Here is a 22573-nt window from a genome sequence, read left to right as displayed (position 1 = left end):
GGGGGGGCCGGGGGTGCTGGGCGTTTCGGCGAGCCGCTTACCGGGGCGCACGTTACAGTCGGCTTGGCTTGAGCCGAGCGCGCGCTGCGCTGCGTCGACGAGGGCCAAGCCTCGGCCCGATGGGGCCGACGGGCAACGGCCGGTTTGGACCCGGCCGGCAGTTGCTGGATCAGCTGTTGTGGCCGGGGGGAACGCTGGCGCTCTCACCCTGAGCCGCGGCCTGTTCCTGCTCGCGTTTGATGCGCTCGTAGATCTCTTCCCGATGGACAGCCACATCACGGGGCGCGTTTACACCAATGCGCACTTGGTTGCCTTTGACGCCCAGCACGGTGACTGTGACGTCGTCCCCGATCATCAAGGTCTCCCCGACACGACGGGTCAGAATCAGCATAGTTGTCTCCCTAAAGTCCTTGCATGTCAGTCCTTCGATGCCCCGGTCTAGGGCTTTGTTCCCGGGCCGGCCGACCGGTATCGAGGGACTACACTCAACCAATGTCCAGGCTGGCCCGATGCCGCCCGGATTCTGGATTGTAGCAGTTGGGAATTTTTTTACGCATCACTCCGACCCCTAGAACAAGGCGCAAATCGCTTTCATTCGCTGGTTGCGGCGATCGGCGGGCGTAGCGGCCGGTTTGATCCGACGAAAGGCGGCAGCCTGGACATGGGCCTCGTCAGCTGGACTGTGCCAGGTCGAAGGCGTCGTGCAGTGCACGCACACCGAGCTCCAGGTACTTTTCGTCGATGACAACGCTGATTTTGATCTCGGAGGTGCTGATCATGCGGATGTTGATGCCCTCGCGTGCCAGGGCCTCGAACATGCGGCTCGCGATGCCGGCATGGGAGCGCATACCGACGCCCACCAGGCTGACCTTGACGATGTGCTCGTCGCCGTGGACTTCTCGGGCCGACAGTGCCTCAGCGGTTTCCTGCAGCAGTGACAGGGCCTTGGCGTAGTCGTTGCGGTGGACCGTGAAGGTGAAGTCCGTGGTCTGGGCATCCGGGGCGATGTTCTGGACGATCATGTCCACCTCGATGTTGCCCTCGGAGATGGGGCCCAGGATCTTGTAAGCGACGCCCGGCTGGTCCGGCACGCCCAGGATAGTCAGCTTGGCCTCGTCCTTGGCGAAGGCGATACCCGCGATCTTGGCCTCTTCCACGTCGTCCTCCTCGAAAGTGATCAGGGTGCCCTCGCCGGCTTGGAAGCTGGAGAGCACGCGTAATGGCACATGGTATTTGCCGGCGAACTCCACGGCCCGTATCTGCAGCACCTTGGAGCCGAGGCTGGCCATTTCCAGCATCTCTTCGAAGGTGATGCGCGGCAGGCGGCGCGCTTTGGGCTCGATGCGCGGGTCCGTGGTGTAGACGCCGTCGACGTCGGTGTAGATCTGGCACTCGTCGGCCTTGAGCGCGGCGGCCATGGCGACGGCGGAGGTGTCGGAACCGCCGCGGCCGAGGGTGGTGATGTTGCCGTCTTCGTCGATGCCCTGAAAGCCCGCGACGATGACCACGCGCCCGGCATCCAGGTCCGCCTGTACGCGGGCGCCGTCGATATCGGTGATGCGGGCTTTGTTGTGGGCATTGTCCGTGCGCACCTGCACCTGGGCGCCGGTGTAGGAGCGCGCCGGGCAGCCAGCGGCCTCGAGCGCCATGGCGAGCAGGGCGATGGTCACCTGCTCGCCGGTGGCGAGCAGCACGTCGAGCTCGCGGGGTGATGGCTGGACCTGGATGGCGTGCGCGAGCCCGAGCAGGCGGTCGGTCTCGCCGGACATCGCGGAGACCACCACCACCACCTGGTGGCCGGCATCGCGGCTCTGCTGGACCTTGGCGGCGACGGCCTGGATGCGCTCGGCGCTGCCCACCGAGGTGCCGCCGTATTTTTGGACGATTAGAGGCATTGGAGTTTCGAGGTTCGAGGTTCGAGGGGCTACGGGCTAGCTCCGTAGGTCGGGCTGAGGTACGAAGCCCGACACCGTGCTGGCGGCGACCGGCTGAGTGTCGGGCCTCCTGGCGTCGGCCCGACCTACGATGCTACCTGCGTAGGTCGGGCTGAGGTACGAAGCCCGACACCGTGCTGGCGGCGGCCGGGCTGTGTGTCGGGCCTCCTGGCGTCGGCCCGACCTACGATGCTACCTGCGTAGGTCGGGCTGAGGAACGAAGCCCGACACCGTGCTGGCGGCGACCGGGCTGGGTGTCGGGCCTCCTGGCGTCGGCCCGACCTACGATGCTACCTGCGTAGGTCGGGCTGAGGGACGAAGCCCGACACCGCGCTGGCGGCGGCCGGCTGGGTGTCGGGCCTCCTGGCGTCGGTCCGACCTACGAGGCTACCTGCGTAGGTCGGGCTGAGGAACGAAGCCCGACACCGTGCTGGCGGCGACCGGCTGAGTGTCGGGCCTCCTGGCGTCGGCCCGACCTACGAGGGTAGCTCCTTAGGTCGGGTTGAGGGACGAAGCCCGACACCGTGCCGGCGGCGACTGGCTGAGTGTCGGGCCTCCTGGCGTCGGCCCGACCTATGATGCTGGCTTCGTAGGTCGGGCTGAGGAACGAAGCCCGACACCTTGCTGGCGGCGACCGGGCTGGGTGTCGGGCCTCCTGGCGTCGGCCCGACCTACGAGGGTAGCTCCGTAGGTCGGGCTGAGGAACGAAGCCCGACACCGCGCTGGCGGCGGCCGGCTGAGTGTCGGGCCTCCTGGCGTCGGCCCGACCTACGCGGCGCGTTCGGGGCGGCGGCGAGGAATACTTGCCCGGTGGCGGGGGCGTGGGGGCCGTGCCCGCCGCGGGCTGCATCATGGCTTGTTCCGGTGTCGGGCTCAGGCCCGACGGGACGCTGGTTAGGCACTTGCGACGCGCTCCCTGACCCAGTCGCCCACCAGGTCGAGGGCGGCGGGGATGCCTGTCGGGTCGCTGCCGCCGGCCTGGGCCATGTCGGGGCGCCCGCCGCCGCGGCCGCCGACCTTCTCGGCGGCGGCCTTGACCAGGTCGCCGGCCTTGAAGCGGGCGGTGAGGTCCTTGGTGACGCCGGCGATGAGGTTGACCTTGCCGTCGCTCTCGGTGGCCAGCAGCACGACGCCGGAGCCGACCTTGTTCTTGAGCTGGTCCATGGTGTCGCGCAGGGACTTGGGATCGGCGCCGTCGAGCTTGGCGGCGAGCACCTTGACGCCGTCCACCTCGACGGTCTTGTCCATCAGATCGCTGCCGGCGCTGCTGGCGAGCTTGGCCTTGAGCTGCTCCAGCTCCTTTTCCAGCTTGCGCGAGCGCTCCACCAGCTGGGCCACGCGCTCGTCGGCGTCGGTGGCGGCGCCCTTTACCAGCGCTGCGATGCGCGCGAGGCGGGCCTCTTCGTCCCGTATCCAGTCCAGGGCACGCTCGGCGGCGACGGCCTCGATGCGGCGCACGCCGGAGCTGATGCCGGTCTCGGCGGTGATCTTGAACAGGCCGATGTCGCCCACCGCACGCACGTGGGTGCCGCCGCAGAGCTCGGTGGAGAAGTCGCCCATGCGCAGCACCCGCACCTGCTCGCCGTACTTCTCGCCGAACAGGGCCACGGCGCCGGAGGCCTTGGCGTCGTCCAGGCCCATGATGCGGGTCTCGACGGTGTGGTTCTCGCGGATCTCGCGGTTCACCAGGCGCTCGATGGCCTGGAGCTGGTCCTGGGTCAGGGGCTCGAAATGGGTGAAGTCGAAGCGCAGCCGCTCGGGCTGCACCAGGGAGCCGCGCTGGTGCACATGGTCGCCGAGCACCTCGCGCAGGGCCGCGTGCAGCAGGTGGGTGGCGGAGTGGTGCAGGGCCGTGTCGCGGCGGCGCTCGCCGTCGACGCGGGCGGTGACGCGGTCCCCCACCTGCAGCTCGCCGTCGCGCATGCGGCCGATGTGGCAGATGATGCCGTCGCCGTACTTCTGGGTGTCCTCGACGCCGAAGCGGGGGCCGGCGTCGGTGCCGAGGTCGCCCTGGTCGCCCACCTGGCCGCCGGCCTCGGCGTAGAAGGGGGTGACGTCCAGCACCACCAGACCGGATTCGCCGGGGGCCAGGCGCTCGCACTCCTCGCCGTCGCGGTAGAGGGCGACGACGGTGCCCTCGTCGACGATGTCCTCGTAGCCGGTGAAGTCGGTCTCGCCTTCCAGCTCGATGGTGAGCTCGCTGGCGCCGCCGAACTGGCTCGCCGCACGGGCGCGCTCCTTCTGCTTGGCCATCTCGCGCTCAAAGCCCGAGAGGTCCACGGTGAGGCCGCGCTCGCGGGCGATGTCCGCGGTGAGGTCCGCCGGGAAGCCGTAGGTGTCGTAGAGGCGGAACACGGCCTCGCCCGGTAGGACTTCGCCGTCCAGGTCGGCGACGATCTCCTCGAAGATCTTGAGACCTTGGTCTAGGGTGTCGGCGAAGCGCTCCTCTTCGGTGCGCAGCACCTGCTCCACATGGGCCTGCTTGGCGGTGAGCTCCGGGTAGGCCCGGCCCATCTCGGCGACCAGGGGCGCCACCAGCTTGTAGAAGAAGGGCTCGGTGCAGCCGAGCTGATAGCCGTGGCGGATGGCGCGGCGGATGATGCGCCGCTGCACATAGCCGCGGCCCTCGTTGCCGGGGGTGACACCGTCCACCACCAGGAAGGCGGCGGAGCGGATGTGATCGGCGATGACGCGCAGGGACTTGGCCCGAAGGTCCCGATAGCCGGTGACCTCGGCGGCGGCCCGGATCAGGGCCTGGAAGAGGTCGATGTCGTAGTTGCTGTGCACGCCCTGCATGACGGCGGCGAGGCGCTCCAGCCCCATGCCGGTGTCCACGGACGGCCGCGGCAGGGGCTTGAGCGCCCCCGCGGCGTCGCGGTCGTACTGCATGAACACCAGGTTCCAGATCTCGACATAGCGGTCGCCGTCCTCGTCCGGCGAGCCGGGCGGGCCGCCTGGGACCTCGGGGCCATGGTCGTAGAAGATCTCGGAGCAGGGGCCGCAGGGGCCGGTCTCGCCCATGGACCAGAAGTTGTCCTTCTCGCCGCAGCGCGAGAAGCGCGCGGGGTCGACGCCGATCTCGTTCAGCCAGATGGATGCGGCGTCTTCGTCGTCGGTGTAGACGGTCACCCAGAGCTTCTCGGGCGGCAGGCCCAGGGCTTGGGTCAGGAATTCCCAGGCGTAGCCGATGGCCTCGCGCTTGAAGTAGTCGCCGAAGCTGAAGTTGCCGAGCATCTCGAAGAAGGTGTGATGCCGGGCGGTGTAGCCGACGTTCTCGAGGTCGTTGTGCTTGCCGCCGGCGCGCACACAGCGTTGGGAGCTGACGGCGCGGGTGTAGGGGCGCTTCTCGCGGCCGAGGAAGACGTCCTTGAACTGCACCATGCCGGCGTTGGTGAAGAGCAGCGTCGGGTCATTGCCCGGCACCAGCGGGCTGCTGTCGACGACGGTATGTCCGCGCTCGGCGAAGTAGTCGAGGAAGGCGGATCGGAGCTCGGCACTGCGTTTCATGGGAACGACTCGGGATGTTCGGGATGCGGGCGGCGACGCGGCGGCCCCGGCATGAACGGGGAGCGCTACGGCGGGGCGCCCGAAGGTGATGACTTGTGCGTTCGTGGGCGGTATGCGGAAACCACCGTCGAGGTTGCGAGCGGATGCAGCTCGGGTGTCCAGCGTTGGCGTCTTCTGCGCGGCGGCGGCAGCCTATTGGTCAGCGTTTAGGGCGCGGGCGATCAGGTGCGCCGGAAAGCCCCGATATTCCAAGAACCGCGCCCGTTTTGCCAGTGTCCGGCGGTCATTGGGCGGTGACTCCCCGAATTTGCCGGCATCCACCCGGGCCATCAAGGTAAGACATTGATCGTCTTCCAGATCGAGATGCGGGTCGATGGCGGCGTCGGAAAGCCCCTTGGCCTGTAATTCCGACCGGATGCGCAGCGGGCCGAAGCCCTTCTCCAGGCGCTCGGCGACATAGGCGGCGAGCAGGCGCTCCTCGCTGAGCAGCCCCTCCGCGGCGAGCTGGTCCAGCACCGCGTTGACGTCCTCGGCGGGATAGCCGCGGCGGTGGAGCTTGCGCCAGAGTTCGTAGCGGGAATGCTCGCGGGTGGTGAGCAGCTTCAGCGCGCGGCTGCGGATCTCGGCGGCATCGACCGCCGGTGCGCCGGCGTCGGGCTTGGGGTCAGCGTCGGTGTGCTGGCTGCGCTCGGACAATGCGAAGGGCGGCGGCTCACGCTGGTCGGACTGGGTCTGAGGCAGCGGCCGGGCGGTGCTCGGGCGCTCGCTTTGGGGCCTGTCCATGGGCACGCGGCGCTGCGGCTCAGGCTTCGGAGGCCGCAGCGTCCGCGGCGTCGGCCTCGGCGGCGGTGCGCTTCGGCGGCAGCAGGACCTCGCGGATCTTGGTCTCGATGGCGTCGGCCATGTCCGGATTCTCTTTGAGGAAGCCGCGCACGTTGTCCTTGCCCTGGCCGATGCGGTTGCCGTCATAGCTGTACCAGGCGCCGGACTTCTCGATAATGCCCTGCTGGACGCCGAGATCGATGATCTCACCGTGGCGCGAGACGCCCTCGCCGTAGAGGATGTCGAACATCACCTGCTTGAACGGCGGCGCGACCTTGTTCTTGACCACCTTGACCTTGGTCTCGTTGCCGATGACCTCATCGCCCTTCTTGATGGCGCCGGTGCGGCGGATGTCGAGCCGCACGGATGAATAGAACTTGAGGGCGTTGCCGCCGGTGGTGGTCTCGGGCGAGTTGTGGACCGCAACATGATCCACCAGGTAACTGTGGTTGCCTTCGACTTCCAAATCGAAGCGCGTGCGATGCCGCGGGGCCGCTGGCCGCAGCTCCTTGCGGGTGACGCGCATCGGCACAGCCCGCAGCTGGGTGCGCAGCGTAAGGCGGCGGCCGTTCAGGTGGGCATCGGAGTTGTCCGGCTGCCACTGGAAACGTCCGCGGAAGTGCGGGTGGAGCTTGTAGTCCAGCGACGGATGCAGATAGGGCGCGATCTTTTCTTGAAAGGCACGCGTGCGCTCGCCGCTGAACCTCAGTCGATTGGCACTGACCGTCGGCCGGCCCATGCCGAGCTCGGCCATGCGGTCCGCAAGCCGTTCTTTGTCTGCCATCGAGAGGCTGACACATCCGATCTCGGCCTTGCCATGCCCCCACTGTTCATAGCTGCCGGAGAAGGTGCCGTCGTCGGCGTACCAAACCGCCACGGCGCGCGCATCCATCGCTCGCAGCATACCGTCACTGATCTGCCTACCCTGCGCCCCGTAGGCCTGCCGGTGCAGGCCGGCGAGCTGCCCCATCGGGATCGTATCGAAGCCGATGCCGTTACCGGTAGGCGCGATCTCGTGCGCAAAGGGCGCAAGCATTTCCTGCTTCCAGACGCAGTACTCCCGCTGGCGCTCCGCGTGTCCGACGCGGAAGGCGACGTTGTGCTCAGAGGCATAGCGCAGGGAGCCGTCCCCGAGCACTCCGCCGAGGATGAGCTGGTTTTGGTCTTGCGAGAGCAGATAATGCTTGGCCGCGACCATGACCTCGTCCCCCACGCGTAGATCACCGGCTGGACGCTCGCCACTTGGCGTGAAGATGAGGTGGTTCTCGGTGCAGGTGAGCTTACGCCGGCCACTACCGCCACCGGCTTCTACTTCCAGGTAGAGCCAACGCTCCGTCTCGCCGTTGCGAAACCAGTTCACCACTGAGCGCGGCACGATCGCGCCGGTTTCAGGGTCCATGGACTGAACCTGCACCGGAAGGCGTTGGTTGACGATTTTGCCGATCTTCTCGGTGGAACCGTCGGCCAGCACGACCCTTGCATGATAGTCGAAGCAGCCGAACATGACCCCGATCTTCATGCGGATTTGGTTGATGAAGATGACGATGGCGTTGGAGCGCTTGATGTTGGCGGTGAGCTTGCGCAGTGCCTGGGACATGAGCCGCGCTTGGAGGCCGACGTGGCTGTCGCCCATCTCGCCTTCGATCTCGGCCTTGGGCGTGAGCGCGGCGACGGAGTCCACCACCACTAGGTCGACGGCGCCGGAGCGCACCAGCATGTCGGTGATCTCCAGCGCCTGCTCGCCGGTGTCGGGCTGGGAGACCAGCAGCTCGTTCATGTTGACACCGAGCTTTTCGGCGTACTGTGGATCGAGCGCGTGCTCGGCGTCCACGAAGGCCGCGGTGCCGCCGACCTTCTGCGCCTCGGCGACGGCGTGCAGGGTCAGTGTCGTCTTGCCGGAGGCCTCGGGTCCGTAAATCTCGACGACGCGCCCGCGCGGGAGACCGCCGATGCCGAGCGCCACGTCTAGGCCCAGGGAGCCCGTGGAAACGGCCTCGATGTTCGGCACGGCGCCGGCGTCGCCCATACGCATCACCGAGCCCTTGCCGAACTGCTTTTCGATCTGGCTCAGCGCTGCGGCCAGCGCCTTCTTGCGGTTTTCGTCCATTGTCACTCCGGACATTGATTCTGTGTACGCGCCGGCAGGTACCGGCGGCAATTGGGACGAAATTATCACACAGCCCCGCCGTCGGCATCAGGTGTGCCGGGGCGGATGATGCAATCTCCGTGGGAGCGGCATCCTTGCCGCGATGCGCCGCCGACGTCCTGGAAGTCGTCGCGGCCAGAGGCCGCTCCCACGGGCGACGCTTCGCGTCGGGCGCGGAGTTTGGCGTGTGGGAGCGGCATCCTTGCCGCGACGCGCTGCCGGCGAGGCGCTGGAAGTCGTCGCGGCCGGAGGCCGCTCCCACAGGCGACGCCCCCGTCGGGCGCTGAGCTTGGCGCGTGGGAGCGGCATCCTTGCCGCGACGCGCTCCCGGCGAGGCGCTGGAAGTCGTCGCGGCCGGAGGCCGCTCCCACAGGTGACGCTTCGGGTCGGGCGCTGAGCTTGGCGCGTGGGAGCGGCATCCTTGCCGCGACGCGCTGCTGGCGAGGCGCTGGAAGTCGTCGCGGCCAGAGGCCGCTCCCACAGCCGCCGCCCCCGTCGGGCGCGGAGGTTGGCGCGTGGGAGCGGCATCCTTGCCGCGATGCGCTGTCGGCGAGGCGCTGGAAGTCGTCGCGGCCAGAGGCCGCTCCCACAGGCGACGCTTCGGGTCGGGCGCTGAGCTTGGCGCGTGGGAGCGGCATCCTTGCCGCGATGCGCCGCCGACGCCCTGGAAGTCGTCGCGGCCAGAGGCCGCTCCCACAGCCGCCTGATGGAGTCGCGCGAGCCTTGCGGGGCGGCAACGCTGAAGCATCCAGCACATCCAAGCAGGACCGCGATATTGACACGACGCACAGCCGCCGCGACCCTCTTCGAGGTCCGTACCCCGTCCAGCGTCCCTGTCGCGAGGAGGATGTGCCATGAAATCCGTGGAACAGCTGAAGTCCGAAATCGAAAACCTCCCCCCCGCCGAGCTTCGCGAGCTCGCACAGTGGCTCGCGGAGCGCGATGCCGACGCCTGGGACGAGCAGATCGAACGTGATGCGGCGGCCGGCAGTCTCGACTTCCTCGTCGAAGAGGCGCGCGAGGAACAGCGGCGCGGCAAGCTGCGCGAGCTCTAGTGCATCGGACCACGCGCCGCTTTTGGCGTTGCTTCCATGCCCTGCCAGCGCGAGTACAACGCCTGGCCCGTAAGAACTATGACTTGTTGAAGCGTGAACCGCAGCACCCCTCGCTCCATTTGAAGCGGGCCGGTGAGCTCTGGTCGGTGCGCGTCGGCCGCGATTATCGGGCGCTTGCGACGGCAGATGAAGATGGTTTCATTTTGGGTGTGGATCGGGACGCACGCCGAATACGACCGCTTGCTGAAGTCTGGTCCACGACGCCCGCGATAACGGTGGCCGATAGACGCAGGACGGCCACCCGTCCCGGTTCACGCACAACAACGAGCGACGCCCGGGGCGAGGCCCTGGAAGTCGTCGCGGCCAGAGGCCGCTCCCACGGAGTCAGTCCAGCTGCCAGCTGCGCAGCACTTGGTAGCCGCCGCCGTTGCCGGGTCCGGCTGCGCCGCTGCGGGCGAGCACGAAGTCCTGCACCGGCCAGGGGATGGCCACCGGCGCCGGGTCTTTGCGGGCGGCCTTGCGGGCCAGGGTCACGTGCGGGCGGTAGCGGCGCGGCTCGGGCTGGATGCCGCAGGGCAGTAGGTTCTGCTGGAGCTGGCTCACGAGGTTGAACAGTGCCGGCGGCGGGTCGTGCGGGGCCGCCGCCAGCAGGCGCTGGCGCGGCCAGGTCTCGACGCGCTCCAGAGTCAGCTCGAAGGCGGCCAGGGCCACGTCATCGCCGGCGGTCTCGATGCACGGCAGCAGGTCCGGGTCCACATCGCCGATGAACACCAGGGTCATATGCAGGTCCTGCGGGTGCGTCGGTCGAGCGCCGTCGACGCCGCCGGCACGCGCCTGCACCAAGGCCGAGCGAATGTGCTCCTGCGGCCACAGCGCAAAGAAGAGGCGGATACTGGCGCGGCGGTCGTCTTTCATGCTCGCGGGCGCGCGGCGCGTGGACGGAAGGCCGTCAGGCCAGTAGCCCGATGAGTCGCGTCAGCGCATGGGCGACGGACTGGCGCCGCACGGCATCGCGGTCGCCGTCGAAATGCAGCGTCTCGGTGCTGACACCGTCCGGCAGCGCGAAGCCGAAACAGACGGTGCCCACGGGCTTGTCCGCAGAGCCGCCGTCGGGGCCGGCGACGCCGCTGACGGCCACTGCCACCTGCGCGGCGCTGTGGGCAACCGCGCCTGCCGCCATCGCGCGCACCACGGGCTCGCTGACGGCGCCGTGCTCGGCGAGGGTGGCGGCGGCGACGCCAAGCATGTCCTGCTTGGCGGCGTTGCTGTAGGTGACGAAGCCGCGGTCCAGCCAGGCGCTGCTGCCGGCGATGTCCGTCACGCACTTGGCGATCCAACCGCCGGTGCAGGACTCGGCGGTGGCGAGCATCAGGCCGGCGTCGGCGAGCCGGCGGCCCAGCTGCGCGGCGAGCGCATTCAGGTCGGGGGTCATACGGCGGTGCTCGGGCCGGGATGCTCGGACGGGGGTGCTGGCGGCGGCGGTGCTCGTGCGGCAGCGGGCGGGCGCAGAGGCTCAGGCCGCAGGAGATGCCGCGTCAGATGCCGCGTCGCCCCAGCACTCGTCGAGGTGGCGTTGCAGGGATGCGATCAGCGTCGCCTCGTCGGCCGGGTCCAGCACGGTGGGGTCATGGGCCTTTCCTGTGTCATCTCCCATCACCTGCAACGCCATGCGCACGCCCGGGTTGCGCTGCAGCCAGGCGCGGAGCACAGCCAGCAGGGCCGGCAGCATGGGTGGCAGCACGGCGAGCGCCACGGCGCTCAGCTCCACCAGCCCGCCGTGGGCTGGCAGCGCCTCGCTCGCGCAGCGCACGGGAGCCCGCGCCGTGGGTGCGACCGAGAGCACGACGCCACTTTCCCGCAGCTCGTGGCGCAGCGCCGCGGTGCGGTCCAGGGCCTCATCGGCGGCAAGGGGATGGCCGGCCGCGTCCAACAGGTGAAGGATGAGGTTCGGGCTGTCAAGCGAATCGATCATGGCGCTCCGATTAGGCAGTTCCGACTGGGTAAGCATGCCGCAGCGGCGCCGCGTTCGCAAAGGCGCAGATCAACAGCCACCATGAAGGCGATGCAGGTTTCCATCGAAGAGAACCTACTGCAGCCATTGGACGCCGCCTCCGATGTCCGGCGGCTCGGTCGCTGCGCCGTGCTGCGCCGCGTTGTCGTCAATGACCTCAACCCGCGTCAACCAGCAGCAGGCTCGGAAGATCGCCGATGCTTATCGGGCGGCCTCTCACTCCCCACGCGCCAACCGCTCTTGCTCGCTTGAATCGCCCGCCAGGAGCGCAACTTCTGGCCCAAGTCAATGCGTTTTATCAAGCCCGGAGCTGATTGCTCCGGGCCGAGCGACTGAGCACCCCCGGAGCAAACCATGGCGCAAGCTCGCACGTCCCGCACCGGCCCCGCCGGTACTTTCTCGGCCTTGGCGGTGGTGCTTGCCGCCGGCACGGCCATGTTCGCGCTGGGGGCCGGGATCATGTCCCTGGCGCTGGCGCATCCGCATCCACTGGCGGACGACGGCAGGGTGGTCGCCAGGCTCGTGAACCCGGCGGATCAGGCCGACATCGAGGCGCTGGTGGACGAGGTGCAGCAGGCACGCGTGGTAATGGTGGGCGAGACGCACGACCGCTACGATCATCATCTGAATCAGCTGGCGGTGATCCGCGGCCTGCACGAGCGCGGCGTCCCCGTGGCCATCGGCATGGAGTACTTCCAACGGCCGTTTCAGGCTCACCTGGATGACTTCTCCGCGGGCCGCACCACCCTGGCGCAACTGCTGGAGCGCACGGAGTGGAGCCAGCGCTGGCGCTTTGACGTGCGGCTCTATCAAGACATCCTGGCCTACGCCCAGCGCCACGGGATTCCGCTGGTGGCGCTGAATGCCGCGACGGAAACGGTCTCCGCGGTGTCCGCGGGCGGCATCGATGCGCTCGACCCCGACCGCCGTGCCGGCTTCCCGCCGCGCATCGAGCTGGCCGAAGGCGCCTACCGGGCGCAGCTGGATCGTATGTTCGCGCTGCACGGTCACATGCCGGAGGCGCACCGCGAGCGCTTTCTACAGGTGCAGTACGTCTGGGACCAGACCATGGCCCGCACCGCCGGCGATTACTTGACGGCCAACCCCGAGCGCACGCTGGTGCTGCTGGCCGGCTCCGGCCATCTGCTGCACGACAACGCCATCCCCGCGCGCCTGCGCCGCATCAACCCCGCGAAGCAGGCCGTGCTGGTGACGGACACGGGCTTCATGCCGGCGGGCGCCGATCCGGACTATGTCTTTGCTGCCCGCGACCTGTCGGTGGAGGACCACGCGCAGATGGCGGAGCTGGATCTGGACTAGTGCCGCCGCGGCGCTCGTAGGCTGTTTGTCGCGCCTCCTGGCGTCGGTCCGACCTACGGCACTGGCAACGGCATCGGGTCCGACGCGGGAGGCGCGGTAACCGCCTGGTTGTCGGGCCTCCTGGCGTCGGCCCGACCTACGCGGGGCTAGGGGCACGGCGGTGGCAGACGCTGTGGCATTGCCCCGGCTGCCGATCCACGACTTGCGACGTACACGACGGCTTTATCGTAGACAATTGGGCAAATAACTATTAGAATTTGCTTAAATGCTGTCAGAGAGGACACAACCATGCTCAACTGTCGCTCCATGCGTGTCGTGGTCATCGTTTCCGGACTGCTGCTGGCCGCCGGCCTGCTGCTGGGGCTGGTCGCGGTGGCTGCACCGCTCACCATGGCCTACACACAGATGGCACTGATGCTGGTGCTCGCGGGCGCCGCGGTGCTGTCGGTAGCCTTCGTGGACGCCCTGCTGCCGGGCGCCGACCAGCGCCTGGACGGCTGTCAGCACTGACGGGCGCTGCAGACCGCGCCAGCCGGCGAGTCCTTGATTCAGGGACGGGGCCGATGTCGGGCCTCCTGGCGTCGGCCCGACCTACACCTGGCGCCGTAGGTCGGTGCTGAGCGCCAGCGAAGCCCGACACGACTTGTCGCCGTAGGTCGGTGCCAAGCGCCAGCGAAGCCCGACACGACGCCGCTGGACCAGGCAGACGGGCTCAGCCCGACTGCTCCGGGTCCTGCTCCGGCTTCGGCGGTGAGACACCGTCGACGTAGGCATGCCGCGCGGTCTTGGCGCGGGAGAAGATGTCCAGCAGGTGGTCGCCGTCGCGGCGGCGGATGGTCTCGGCGAGGTCCGTCATTTCCTCACCGAAGCGCGCGAGCATGCCGCTCAGCGCGTCGGCGTTGGCGATGCAGATGTCCCGCCACATGACGGGGTTGCTGGAGGCAATGCGGGTGAAGTCCCGGAAGCCGCCCGCAGCGTAGCGGAAGATCTCGTCGTTGTCCTGCTGGCGCGCCAGCAGGTCCACCAGGCCGAAGGCCAGCATGTGCGGCAGGTGGCTGGTGGCGGCGAGCACGTGGTCGTGGTGCGCCACGTCCATTTCCGTGACCACGGCGCCCGCGGCCTGCCACATGGTGCGCACCCGCTCCAGGGCCACCACGTCGGTCTGCGGCAGCGGGGTCAGAATGACGCGGCGGTTGTGGTAGAGTTCCGGGAAGGAGGCACCGACGCCGCTGTGCTCGGTGCCGGCGATGGGATGCCCCGGCACCAGCCGCGCCGGCACCTCGCCGAAGACGGCCGCGGCATCGGCGACGATACTGCCCTTGACGCTGCCGCCGTCGGTGATGACGGCGTCCTCCCGCAGCCGGCCCTGGATGCGCTCGAGCACGCCCCGCACGGCCCCCAGCGGCACCGCCAGGAAGACCATATCGGCATCCTCCACGGCCACCGCCGGGTCGCGGGTGCAGCCGTCGATGACACCGAGGTCGAAGGCGAGCTCCAGGTTCTCCGCAGAGCGTCCGCAGCCGATGATCTCGCCCACGGCGCCGGCACCGCGCAGGGCCCGGGCCAGGGAGCCGCCGATGAGCCCGACGCCGATGAGGGCGAGGCGCTCGATCACGGCGCCAGCACCTTGTCCAAAGCCGCCAGCAGGCGGTCGTTCTCGTCGGCCAGACCGATGCTGATACGCAGGTGATTGGGCAGCCCGTAGTTGCCCACGGCCCTGCAGATGACGCCCTCGCGCAACAGCGCCTGATCCACCGGACCCGCCGGCCGGCCCAGATCCACTGTGACGAAGTTGCACACCGACGGGATGGCGTCGAGCCCCAATGCCTGAAGCCCCGCCGAGACCCGCGCCAGCTCGGCGCGGTTGTGCTCCACGGAGCGCTGCACGTGCGCGCGGTCGCCGAGGGCCGCCACCGCCGCCGCCTGCGCCGGGGCGTTGACATTGAAGGGATGACGCACGCGGTTCAGCAGCTCCGCCACCGCCGGATGGCTCAGCCCGTAGCCGACGCGCAGCGCCGCCAGGCCGTGCACCTTGGCGAAGGTGCGCGTGACGATGAGGTTCGGGAAGTCCGCAAGCCAGCGGCTGGCGTCCGGATAGTCGGGCTCCGCGACATACTCGAAGTAGGCCTCGTCCACCACCGCGACGACATGCGCCGGCAGCCCTTCCAGGAAGGCCCGCAGCGGCCCGGCGGCGAGCCAGGTGCCGGTGGGGTTGTTCGGGTTGGCGATCCAGACCACGCGCGTGCGCTCGCCCACCAGCGCGGCCATGGCGTCCAGGTCGTGGCCGAAGTCCCGCGCCGGCGCGACCCGGGCGGCGGCCCCCACGGCCTGCGTGGCGATGGGATAGACCGCGAAGGCGTGCTCGGAGAACACCGACTCCACGCCCGGCTGCAGGAAGGTGCGCGCCACCAGGTCCAGCACGTCGTTGGAGCCGTTGCCGACGGTGACCTGCGCCGGGTCGACACCGTGATGCTCGGCGATGGCCCCGCGCAGTGCGAAGGCGCCGCCGTCGGGGTATCGCGCCAGCTCCGAAGCGCAATCCCGATACGCCGCCTGCGCCGCCTCGCCGCAGCCGAGCGGGTTCTCGTTGGACGCCAGCTTCACCGCCTCGCGGATGCCGTGCTCGCGCTCGAGCTCGGACAGCGGCTTGCCGGGGACATAGGGCGTCAGGCCGGCGATCTGGGGGGCGGCGAGCGTCAGGAATGGGTTGTCGGGGTTGGGCATTTTTGGGGTTGAGTGGCGAGTACGGGGTACGGAGTACGAAGTACGGGGTACGGGTACGGGTACGGGTACGGGGTACGTAGTACGAAGTATGGGGTACGTAGTACGAAGTACGGGGTACGTAGTACGGGTACGTGGTACGAAGTACGGAATACGGGGTACGAAGTAAGTGGTACGAAGTACGTGGTACGGACTACGAAGCCTGGGTCGCGCGCCCCCGTACTACGTACTCCGTACTCCGTACTCCCTTCACAACACGGCCTCCGGATACGACCCCAAAACCTTATACAGATTCGCCGCCGTCTTGAGCTGCGCCAGCGCCCCGGAGACCTCTGCGTCGCCGCGGTGGCCGCAGACGTCGACGAAGAAGACGTAGTCCCAGACGCCCTGGCGGGAGGGTCGGGACTCGATGCGGGTCATGCTGATGTCCTGCTCGGCGAAGGGCGTGAGCAGCCGGTGCAGGCCGCCGGCCTCGTTGCGGCAGGAGAGCAGCAGACTGGTCTTGTCCCGGCCGCTGGGCGGGGCGTCCTCGCGGCCGATGATGAGAAAGCGCGTGGTGTTGCCGGGCTCGTCCTCGATGCGCTGGGCCAGGCTGCGCAGCTCGTAGAGCTCGGCGGCGGCCTCGCCGGCGACGGCGGCACAGTCTCCGGACCGAGCGGCGAGCTTGGCCGCCTCGGCATTGCTGCCCACGGCGATGCGCTCGGCGGCCGGCAGGTGGCGGTCCAGCCAGCCGCGGCACTGGGCCAGGGATTGCTGGTGGGAGTAGACCTTGCGGACGGCGCCGATCTCCGTAGCCCGGCTCAGCAGGTGATGGTGGATGCGCAGCATCACCTCGCCGGCGATCAGCAGCGGCGAGCGCGCGAACATGTCCAAGGTGTGGCTCACGACGCCTTCGGTGCTGTTTTCCACCGGCACGACGCCGAAGTTGCAGGAGCCCGCCTCGACCTCGCGGAAGATGTCGCCGATGGTGCCGAAGGGCTGGGTGCGAACCGAGTGGCCAAAGTGCTTGAGCGCCGCGGCCTGGGTGAAGGTGCCCTCGGGCCCGAGATAGCCCACCGACAGCGGGCGCTCCAGCGCCAGGCACGCGGACATGATCTCCCGGAACAGCCGGGCGATTTCCTCATCCTCCAGCGGCCCCGGGTTCTGCGTCTTGATACGGCGCAGGATCTCGGCCTCGCGCTCCGGGCGGTAGTAATGCGTGGTCTGCCCGGCGGCCTCTTTGATCTTGGCGACCTCGCGGGCGCAGTCGGCGCGCTCGGAGATGAGCCGCAGCAGCTCCGCATCGATGGCGTCGATGCGCTCGCGGATGGGGGCGAGGCGGTCTTCGCTGGTCATTGCGGGGGTCCGGTGGCTCGGCTCCGTTGGCTCGACGCACTGCGCCCTACGCAGTGTACCTGGAATCACTCTGGCTGGGCGCGCGCGGCCTTGGCACGGGACGGTTCGATGCGCCTCAGGCCTGCTCGCCTGCCGCAGCCGCACCGGTGCCGAGGCGGCGCACCGAGAGCACGCCCTCGATGCCCGCAATGTCCCGAACGGTCTTCTCCGGGCAGGGGCCGTCCACGTCGATGAGGGTCACGGCGAGGTCGCCGCGGGAGCGGTTCAGCATGTCGATGATGTTGAGCCCGGCCTCGGCGAGGTCGGTGGAGATCTGGCCCACCATGTTCGGCACATTGCGGTTGACGACGGCCATACGATGGCCGCCGTTGCGCGGCAGCACGATGTCCGGGAAGTTGACCGAGTTGGTGATGTTGCCGTCCTCCAGATAGGCGCGAACCTGGTCCGCCACCATGATGGCGCAGTTGTCCTCGGCCTCGCGCGTGGAGGCGCCGAGGTGCGGCAGGGTCACGACCCGCGGATGGTCCTTCAGCAGGTTGGACGGGAAGTCGCAGACATAGGCGTAGAGCTTGCAGGCGTCCAGCGCCGTGACGGCGGCGTCGTCGTCGATGATGCCGCTGCGGGAGAAATTGAGCAGCACGGCGCCGTCGGGCATGTTGGCGATGCGCTCGGCGTTGATCATGTGACGGGTGTGGTCCGTCAGCGGCACGTGGAAGGTGATGAAATCGGAGCGCGAGACCAGGTCGTCCACCGACAGGGCGGCCTCCACGTCGGACTGGAGCTTCCAGGCCGCGCGCACCGTGATGCTGGGGTCGAAGCCGATGACCTTCATGCCGAGGGAGCGCGCGGCGTTGGCCACCAGCACGCCGATGGCGCCGAGGCCGATGACGCCGAGGGTGCGCCCGGGCAGCTCCATGCCGACGAACTGCTTCTTGCCGGCTTCCACGGCCTTGTTGATGGCGGCATCGTCCCCTTCCACACCGCGCGCGAACTTGGCCGCCTGGGCGATGTTGCGCGCGGCGATGAGCATGCCGGCGAGCACGAGCTCCTTGACGGCATTGGCATTGGCGCCGGGGGCGTTGAACACGGCGATGCCGCGCGTGCTCATGTCCGCCACCGGGATGTTGTTGACGCCGGCACCGGCGCGGCCGATGGCCTTGACGGTATCCGGGATGGGCATCTCGTGCATCTTCGCCGAGCGCACCAGGATGGCGTCCGGGTGGCCGAGCTCCGAGGCGATCTCGTAGGACTCCCGCGGCAGCCGATTCAGGCCGGCGACGGAGATATTGTTGAGGGTTTGGATCTTGTACATGAGAACAGGGGCTGAGGGCTGAGGGCTGAGGACTGGGGGGCTGAGGGCTGCGAGGCCTTCGAGCAGCGAGGGACGAGTATCGAGGGGCGAGGGTCGCTGGGGTCCAGGGCGCGGTCGGAACAGGCGGCGTGGGGTGCGGCCCTCGCCCCTCGATACTCGCTACTCGCTACTCGCTACTCGTTACTCGATACTCGCTACTTCCTCATCACCCCTTGGCGCGCTCGAACTCGGCCATGAAGTCGACCAGCGCATCCACGCCCGCTTCAGGCATGGCATTGTAAATGCTCGCGCGCATACCGCCGACGGAGCGGTGGCCCTTGAGGGTCAGCAGGCCGGCGTCCTTGGCGCCCGCGAGGAAGTCCGCGTCCAGGTTCGGATTCGCGAGCGTGAAGGGCACGTTCATCCAGGAGCGGCAGTCCGGCTGCACCGGGTTGGCGTAGAAGTCCGAGCCGTCGATGGCGGCGTAGAGCTTGCCCGCCTTGCGCTGGTTGATCTCGGCCATGCCGGCGAGGCCGCCGAGGTCTTTGAGCCACTGGAACACCAGCCCCGCCAGGTACCAGGCATAGGTGGGCGGGGTGTTGTACATGGACTCGGCATCGGCGTGGGTCTTGTAGTCCAGCATCGCCGGGGTGCCGTCCATGGCCTGGCCCATGAGGTCGTCACGGACGATCACCAGCGTGAGCCCGGCGGGGCCGATGTTCTTCTGCGCGCCCGCGTAGATGACGCCGAACCTGGAAACATCGATGGGGCGCGAGAGAATCGTCGAGGACATGTCCGCCACCAGCGGCTTGTCGGTGTCCGGCACATAGGGGAATTCGACGCCCTGGATGGTCTCGTTGGGGGTGTAGTGCAGGTAGGCGGCGTCGGCGGACAGGCTCAGCTCGGCCTGTGCCGGGGCGCGGGTGAAGGTGCCGTCGTGCTCGGTGCTGGCGGCGACGTTGACGCTCGCGAAGCGCTTGGCCTCGGCGATGGCCTTTTTGGACCAGCTGCCGGTGTTGAGGTAGTCCGCCTTGCGCTGGCTCTTTTCGGTCCCGCGCAGCAGATTCATGGGCGCCATGGCGAACTGCAGCGACGCGCCGCCTTGCAGGAACAGGACTCTGTAGTTGTCCGGCACCGCGAGCAGCTCGCGCACGTCGGCCTCGGCCTGCTGGGCGATGGACAGGAACTCCTTGCCGCGATGGCTCATCTCCGCCACGCACATGCCGCTGCCGTGCCAGTCGAGCATCTCTTCCTGCGCGCGCTTGAGGACGGGCTCCGGCAGCATCGCCGGGCCGGCGCTGAAGTTGTAGGGTCTGGACATGGTTTGGCTCCGTGGTTGGGGTGGGTGTTCGGTGGTGGTGCGGCGCCGGGGTGCGTCTGGCCGGGGCTCGACGCGGTCTGCGGGGTGGATGCGCGCAGCGATATCCACCCGGGCCGCGGCGGCCGATGTGGCTCCCGGGCTCCGCCCCCAGGCTCCGCCTAGCAATCCGGGCCGCAGGCGCTGGCGCCTACGCCACGCATGCGAGGCAGAGCCTCGCGACCGCATTCCCGGGCGGAGCCCGGGAACGAGCGCGCCGCCGGAGATGTGACACCGCAGAAGCGGTGTCGGGAGATCGATGTGGGGCGGCCCTTGGGATGGATGAGCGTGGCCGAATCCACCTAGGACGCGCTGGCCGGTCGCCGCGCGGGGTGGACTGCGCTGCGCTTGTCCACCCTACGTCGCTTGTCCACCCTACACTGATTGTCTACCCGACGCCGGTAGGCCGCCGGCGTTGCGTTGGCCGACGCGGCGCTCGGGGTCATTCCTCGGGCGGTCCCTGCGCTGCGTCGTCGGCGTCGCCGCCGTTGCTGTCCGCTTCGTCGCCGGTGTCGCCGTTGAGGGCGACGATGCGCTCGATACCGGCGAGCTTCTGCTCTTCGCCGAGGTTGATAAGCTTGACACCCCAGGTGTTGCGGCCCATGACGTTGATGCCGTCGACGCCGGTGCGCACCAGGGTGCCGGCCTCGGTGATGAGCATGATCTCATCGCCGGGGCGCACGAGCACGGCGCCGACCTGCTCGGCGTTGCGCTCGCCGATACGCATGGAGATGACGCCCTTGGTGCCGCGCCCCTTGGTGGGAAACTCCTCCACCGGGGTGCGCTTGCCGTAGCCGTTGGCGCCCACCGTCAGGACGGCGCCGGGCTCGGCCACCAACAGGGAGATCACCCACTGGCCCGCTTCCAGGGAGATGCCGCGCACGCCGTGGGCGTTGCGGCCCATGGAGCGCACCTCGGACTCGTTGAAGCGCACGGCCTTGCCGGCGCTGCTGAAGAGCATGAGGTCCTGGCGGCCGTCGGTGACGGCGACGCCGATCAGATACTCGTCGTCGTGCAGGTCGATGGCGATGATGCCGCGCGAGAGCGGCCGCGAGAAGTCCCTGAGGGGTGTCTTCTTGACCGTGCCCTTGCTGGTGGCCATGAACACGAAGCTGCCCTCTTCGTACTCCGGCACCGGCAGGGTCGCGTTGATCCGCTCGTCCGGCTCCAGCGGCAGCAGATTGACGATGGGGCGCCCGCGGGCCGCATAGCCCGCCTGCGGCAGCTCGTAGACCTTGAGCCAGTAGACCTTGCCATGGCTGGAGAAGCACAGGACGGTGTCGTGGCTGTTGGCGACGAAGAGCCGGTCGATGAAGTCCTCGTCCTTGGTGCTGGCGGCGCTGCGGCCCTTGCCGCCGCGGCGCTGGGCCTGGTACTCCGACAGCGGCTGGGCCTTGACATAGCCGGCATGGGACATGGTCACCACCACGTCCTCCGGTGCGATCAAGTCCAACAGGGTCAGGTCGTTCTGGTCCTGAACGATCTCGGTGCGGCGCTCGTCGGCGTACTGCTCCTTGATAGCCTCGAGCTCTTCGCGGATCACCTGCATCAGCCGGTCCGGATTGCGCAGGATCGCCAGCAAGTCGGCGATCTTGTCCAGGATCTCTTCATATTCCTTGATGATCTTGTCCTGCTCCAGGCCCGTCAGGCGCTGGAGCTGGAGATCCAGGATGGCGCGCGCCTGGCGCTCGCTCAGCTGGTACTGCCCCGCGCTGGGCCCGTCGCCGATCAGGCCGAAGCCTTTCGCGAGATCGTCCGGACGCGTCTCCTCGGCACCGGCGCGCTCGAGCATGCCGGCGACCGCACCGGGCGGCCAGCTGCGCGCCATGAGTCCTTCGCGGGCCGCGGCGGGGCTCTCGGATGCCTTGATGAGGGCGATGACCTCGTCGATATTGGCCAGCGCGACGGTATAGCCTTCCAGGATATGGGCGCGGTCCCGGGCCTTGCGCAGCTCGTAGATGGTGCGCCGCGTCACCACATCGCGGCGGTGGCGCAGGAAGTGCTCGAGGATCTGTTTCAGTGTCAGGGTGCGCGGCTGACCGTCCACCAGCGCCACCATGTTGATGCCGAACACCGTCTGCATCTGTGTGTGCTGGTAGAGGTTGTTCAGCACCACGTCGGGGTAGTGGTCGCGCTTGACCTCGATGACCATGCGCATGCCGTCCTTGTCGGACTCGTCGCGCAGCTCGGCGATGCCCTCCAGGCGCTTCTCCTTCACCAGCTCGGCCATCTTCTCCAGCAGCCGCGCCTTGTTCACCTGGTAGGGCAGCTCGGTGACGATGATGGCCTCGCGGCCGGAGCGCTTCTCGGTCTCGGTGTGGGTACGGGCGCGCAGCTGCACCCGGCCGCGGCCGGTGCGGTAGGCCTCGCGGATGCCGCGGATGCCGTTGATGATGGCTGCTGTCGGGAAGTCCGGGCCCGGGATCAGCTCCATGAGCTGTTCGTCCGAGACCATGGGGTCTTCGATAATGGCCAGGCAGCCGTCGATGACCTCCCCCAGGTTGTGCGGCGGGATGTTGGTGGCCATGCCGACGGCGATGCCGGCGCTGCCGTTGATGAGCAGGTTTGGGAAGCGCGCCGGCAGGACCGTGGGCTCGTGCTCGGACTCGTCGTAGTTCGGGACGAAGTCGACGGTCTCTTTGTCGAGATCGTCCAGCAGCGTGTGCGCGATGCGCGCCATGCGCACCTCGGTGTAGCGCATAGCCGCCGGCGAGTCGCCATCCACGGAGCCGAAATTGCCCTGCCCATCCACCAGCATGTAGCGCATGGAGAACGACTGCGCCATACGCACGATGGTGTCGTAGACCGCCGTGTCGCCGTGGGGGTGGTACTTACCGATGACGTCGCCGACGACGCGGGCCGATTTCTTGTAGGGCTTGTTCCAGTCGTTGCCCAGCTCGCTCATGGCGTAGAGCACCCGGCGATGCACGGGCTTCAGGCCGTCGCGCACGTCCGGCAGGGCGCGGCCGACGATGACGCTCATGGCATAGTCGAGATACGACTGGCGCATCTCGTCTTCGAGCCGGACGGGAAGGACTTCTCGGGCGAAATCTGGCATGAATGTGGGGCGTCAG

At 68.5% G+C, this 22573-nt stretch carries 16 protein-coding genes and 3 pseudogenes; 3 read left to right on the top strand and 16 right to left on the bottom strand.

The annotated features are described in order from the left end of the window. Positions 1-169: 169 nt before the first annotated feature. The 7 genes and pseudogenes from csrA to recA form a co-directional block, all read right to left on the bottom strand. Positions 170-391 carry a carbon storage regulator CsrA gene (csrA, locus tag CKO31_RS08580; RefSeq protein WP_200235937.1) on the bottom strand — a complete coding sequence of 74 codons (222 nt, stop codon included), beginning with the start codon at positions 389-391 and terminating at the stop codon, positions 170-172. 280 nt (positions 392-671) lie between these two features. Next, positions 672-1895 carry an aspartate kinase gene (locus tag CKO31_RS08575; RefSeq protein WP_200235935.1) on the bottom strand — a complete coding sequence of 408 codons (1224 nt, stop codon included), beginning with the start codon at positions 1893-1895 and terminating at the stop codon, positions 672-674. Positions 1896-2828: 933 nt separating this feature from the next. Further along, positions 2829-5441: an alanine--tRNA ligase gene (alaS, locus tag CKO31_RS08570; RefSeq protein WP_200235933.1), complete on the bottom strand. Its 2613-nt coding sequence runs from the start codon at positions 5439-5441 to the stop codon at positions 2829-2831. A 192-nt stretch (positions 5442-5633) separates the two neighbouring features. After that, on the bottom strand, positions 5634-6224 hold the full coding sequence (locus tag CKO31_RS08565; RefSeq protein ID WP_200235931.1) for a regulatory protein RecX: 591 nt from the start codon (positions 6222-6224) through the stop codon (positions 5634-5636). Positions 6225-6243: 19 nt separating this feature from the next. Then, positions 6244-6675, bottom strand: a pseudogene (locus CKO31_RS27200) (recombinase RecA family protein); the annotation flags it as partial. Positions 6676-7038: 363 nt separating this feature from the next. After that, positions 7039-7767, bottom strand: a pseudogene (locus CKO31_RS27620) (intein-containing recombinase RecA); the annotation flags it as partial. Beyond that, positions 7759-8370 (bottom strand): annotated as a pseudogene (recA, locus tag CKO31_RS27190) (recombinase RecA); the annotation flags it as partial. The pseudogenes CKO31_RS27620 and recA, both read right to left, overlap by 9 nt. Positions 8371-9263: 893 nt before the next feature. Between recA and CKO31_RS08545 the strand changes: the two are divergent. Next, a complete protein-coding gene (locus CKO31_RS08545; protein WP_200235929.1) occupies positions 9264-9464 on the top strand; it encodes a hypothetical protein in 201 nt (66 codons plus the stop codon). Positions 9465-9848: 384 nt separating this feature from the next. On the opposite strand, the gene thpR is transcribed toward CKO31_RS08545, so the two are convergent. From thpR to CKO31_RS08530, 3 genes are all read right to left on the bottom strand, one after another. Further along, a complete protein-coding gene (thpR, locus tag CKO31_RS08540; RefSeq protein WP_200235927.1) occupies positions 9849-10379 on the bottom strand; it encodes an RNA 2',3'-cyclic phosphodiesterase in 531 nt (176 codons plus the stop codon). A 34-nt stretch (positions 10380-10413) separates the two neighbouring features. Continuing rightward, positions 10414-10896: a nicotinamide-nucleotide amidase gene (gene pncC / locus CKO31_RS08535; RefSeq protein ID WP_200235925.1), complete on the bottom strand. Its 483-nt coding sequence runs from the start codon at positions 10894-10896 to the stop codon at positions 10414-10416. An 81-nt stretch (positions 10897-10977) separates the two neighbouring features. Beyond that, positions 10978-11436: a hypothetical protein gene (locus tag CKO31_RS08530; RefSeq protein ID WP_200235923.1), complete on the bottom strand. Its 459-nt coding sequence runs from the start codon at positions 11434-11436 to the stop codon at positions 10978-10980. A 393-nt stretch (positions 11437-11829) separates the two neighbouring features. On the opposite strand from CKO31_RS08530, the gene CKO31_RS08525 reads away from it, so the two are divergent. After that, entirely contained in the window at positions 11830-12795 is a 966-nt protein-coding gene (locus CKO31_RS08525; protein ID WP_200235921.1) for a ChaN family lipoprotein, read from the top strand. 288 nt (positions 12796-13083) lie between these two features. Then, complete coding sequence (locus tag CKO31_RS08520; RefSeq protein ID WP_200235919.1) at positions 13084-13305, top strand: hypothetical protein; 222 nt, start codon at positions 13084-13086, stop codon at positions 13303-13305. A 202-nt stretch (positions 13306-13507) separates the two neighbouring features. On the opposite strand, the gene CKO31_RS08515 is transcribed toward CKO31_RS08520, so the two are convergent. The 6 genes from CKO31_RS08515 to gyrA all read right to left on the bottom strand — a co-directional run bounded on the left by CKO31_RS08515 (position 13508) and on the right by gyrA (position 22557). Then, positions 13508-14410, bottom strand: a complete 903-nt coding sequence (locus CKO31_RS08515; protein ID WP_200235917.1) for a prephenate dehydrogenase — start codon at positions 14408-14410, stop codon at positions 13508-13510. Further along, positions 14407-15519 (bottom strand): histidinol-phosphate transaminase, encoded by a 1113-nt coding sequence (gene hisC, locus CKO31_RS08510; RefSeq protein ID WP_200235915.1) that lies wholly within the window; start codon positions 15517-15519, stop codon positions 14407-14409. The genes CKO31_RS08515 and hisC overlap by 4 nt, the downstream gene beginning before the upstream one ends. A 246-nt stretch (positions 15520-15765) precedes the next feature. After that, positions 15766-16851, bottom strand: a complete 1086-nt coding sequence (gene pheA / locus CKO31_RS08505) for a prephenate dehydratase (protein WP_200235913.1) — start codon at positions 16849-16851, stop codon at positions 15766-15768. 115 nt (positions 16852-16966) lie between these two features. Further along, complete coding sequence (locus tag CKO31_RS08500; protein ID WP_200235911.1) at positions 16967-18163, bottom strand: phosphoglycerate dehydrogenase; 1197 nt, start codon at positions 18161-18163, stop codon at positions 16967-16969. Positions 18164-18368: 205 nt separating this feature from the next. Then, a complete protein-coding gene (gene serC, locus CKO31_RS08495) occupies positions 18369-19463 on the bottom strand; it encodes a 3-phosphoserine/phosphohydroxythreonine transaminase (RefSeq protein WP_200235909.1) in 1095 nt (364 codons plus the stop codon). A gap of 478 nt (positions 19464-19941) precedes the next feature. After that, entirely contained in the window at positions 19942-22557 is a 2616-nt protein-coding gene (gene gyrA, locus CKO31_RS08490; RefSeq protein ID WP_200235906.1) for a DNA gyrase subunit A, read from the bottom strand. Positions 22558-22573 lie beyond the last annotated feature (16 nt).

This window comes from Thiohalocapsa halophila (genome assembly GCF_016583825.1).
Lineage (GTDB): Bacteria > Pseudomonadota > Gammaproteobacteria > Chromatiales > Chromatiaceae > Thiohalocapsa > Thiohalocapsa halophila.
This window is presented reverse-complemented; position numbering and strand designations above follow the sequence as displayed.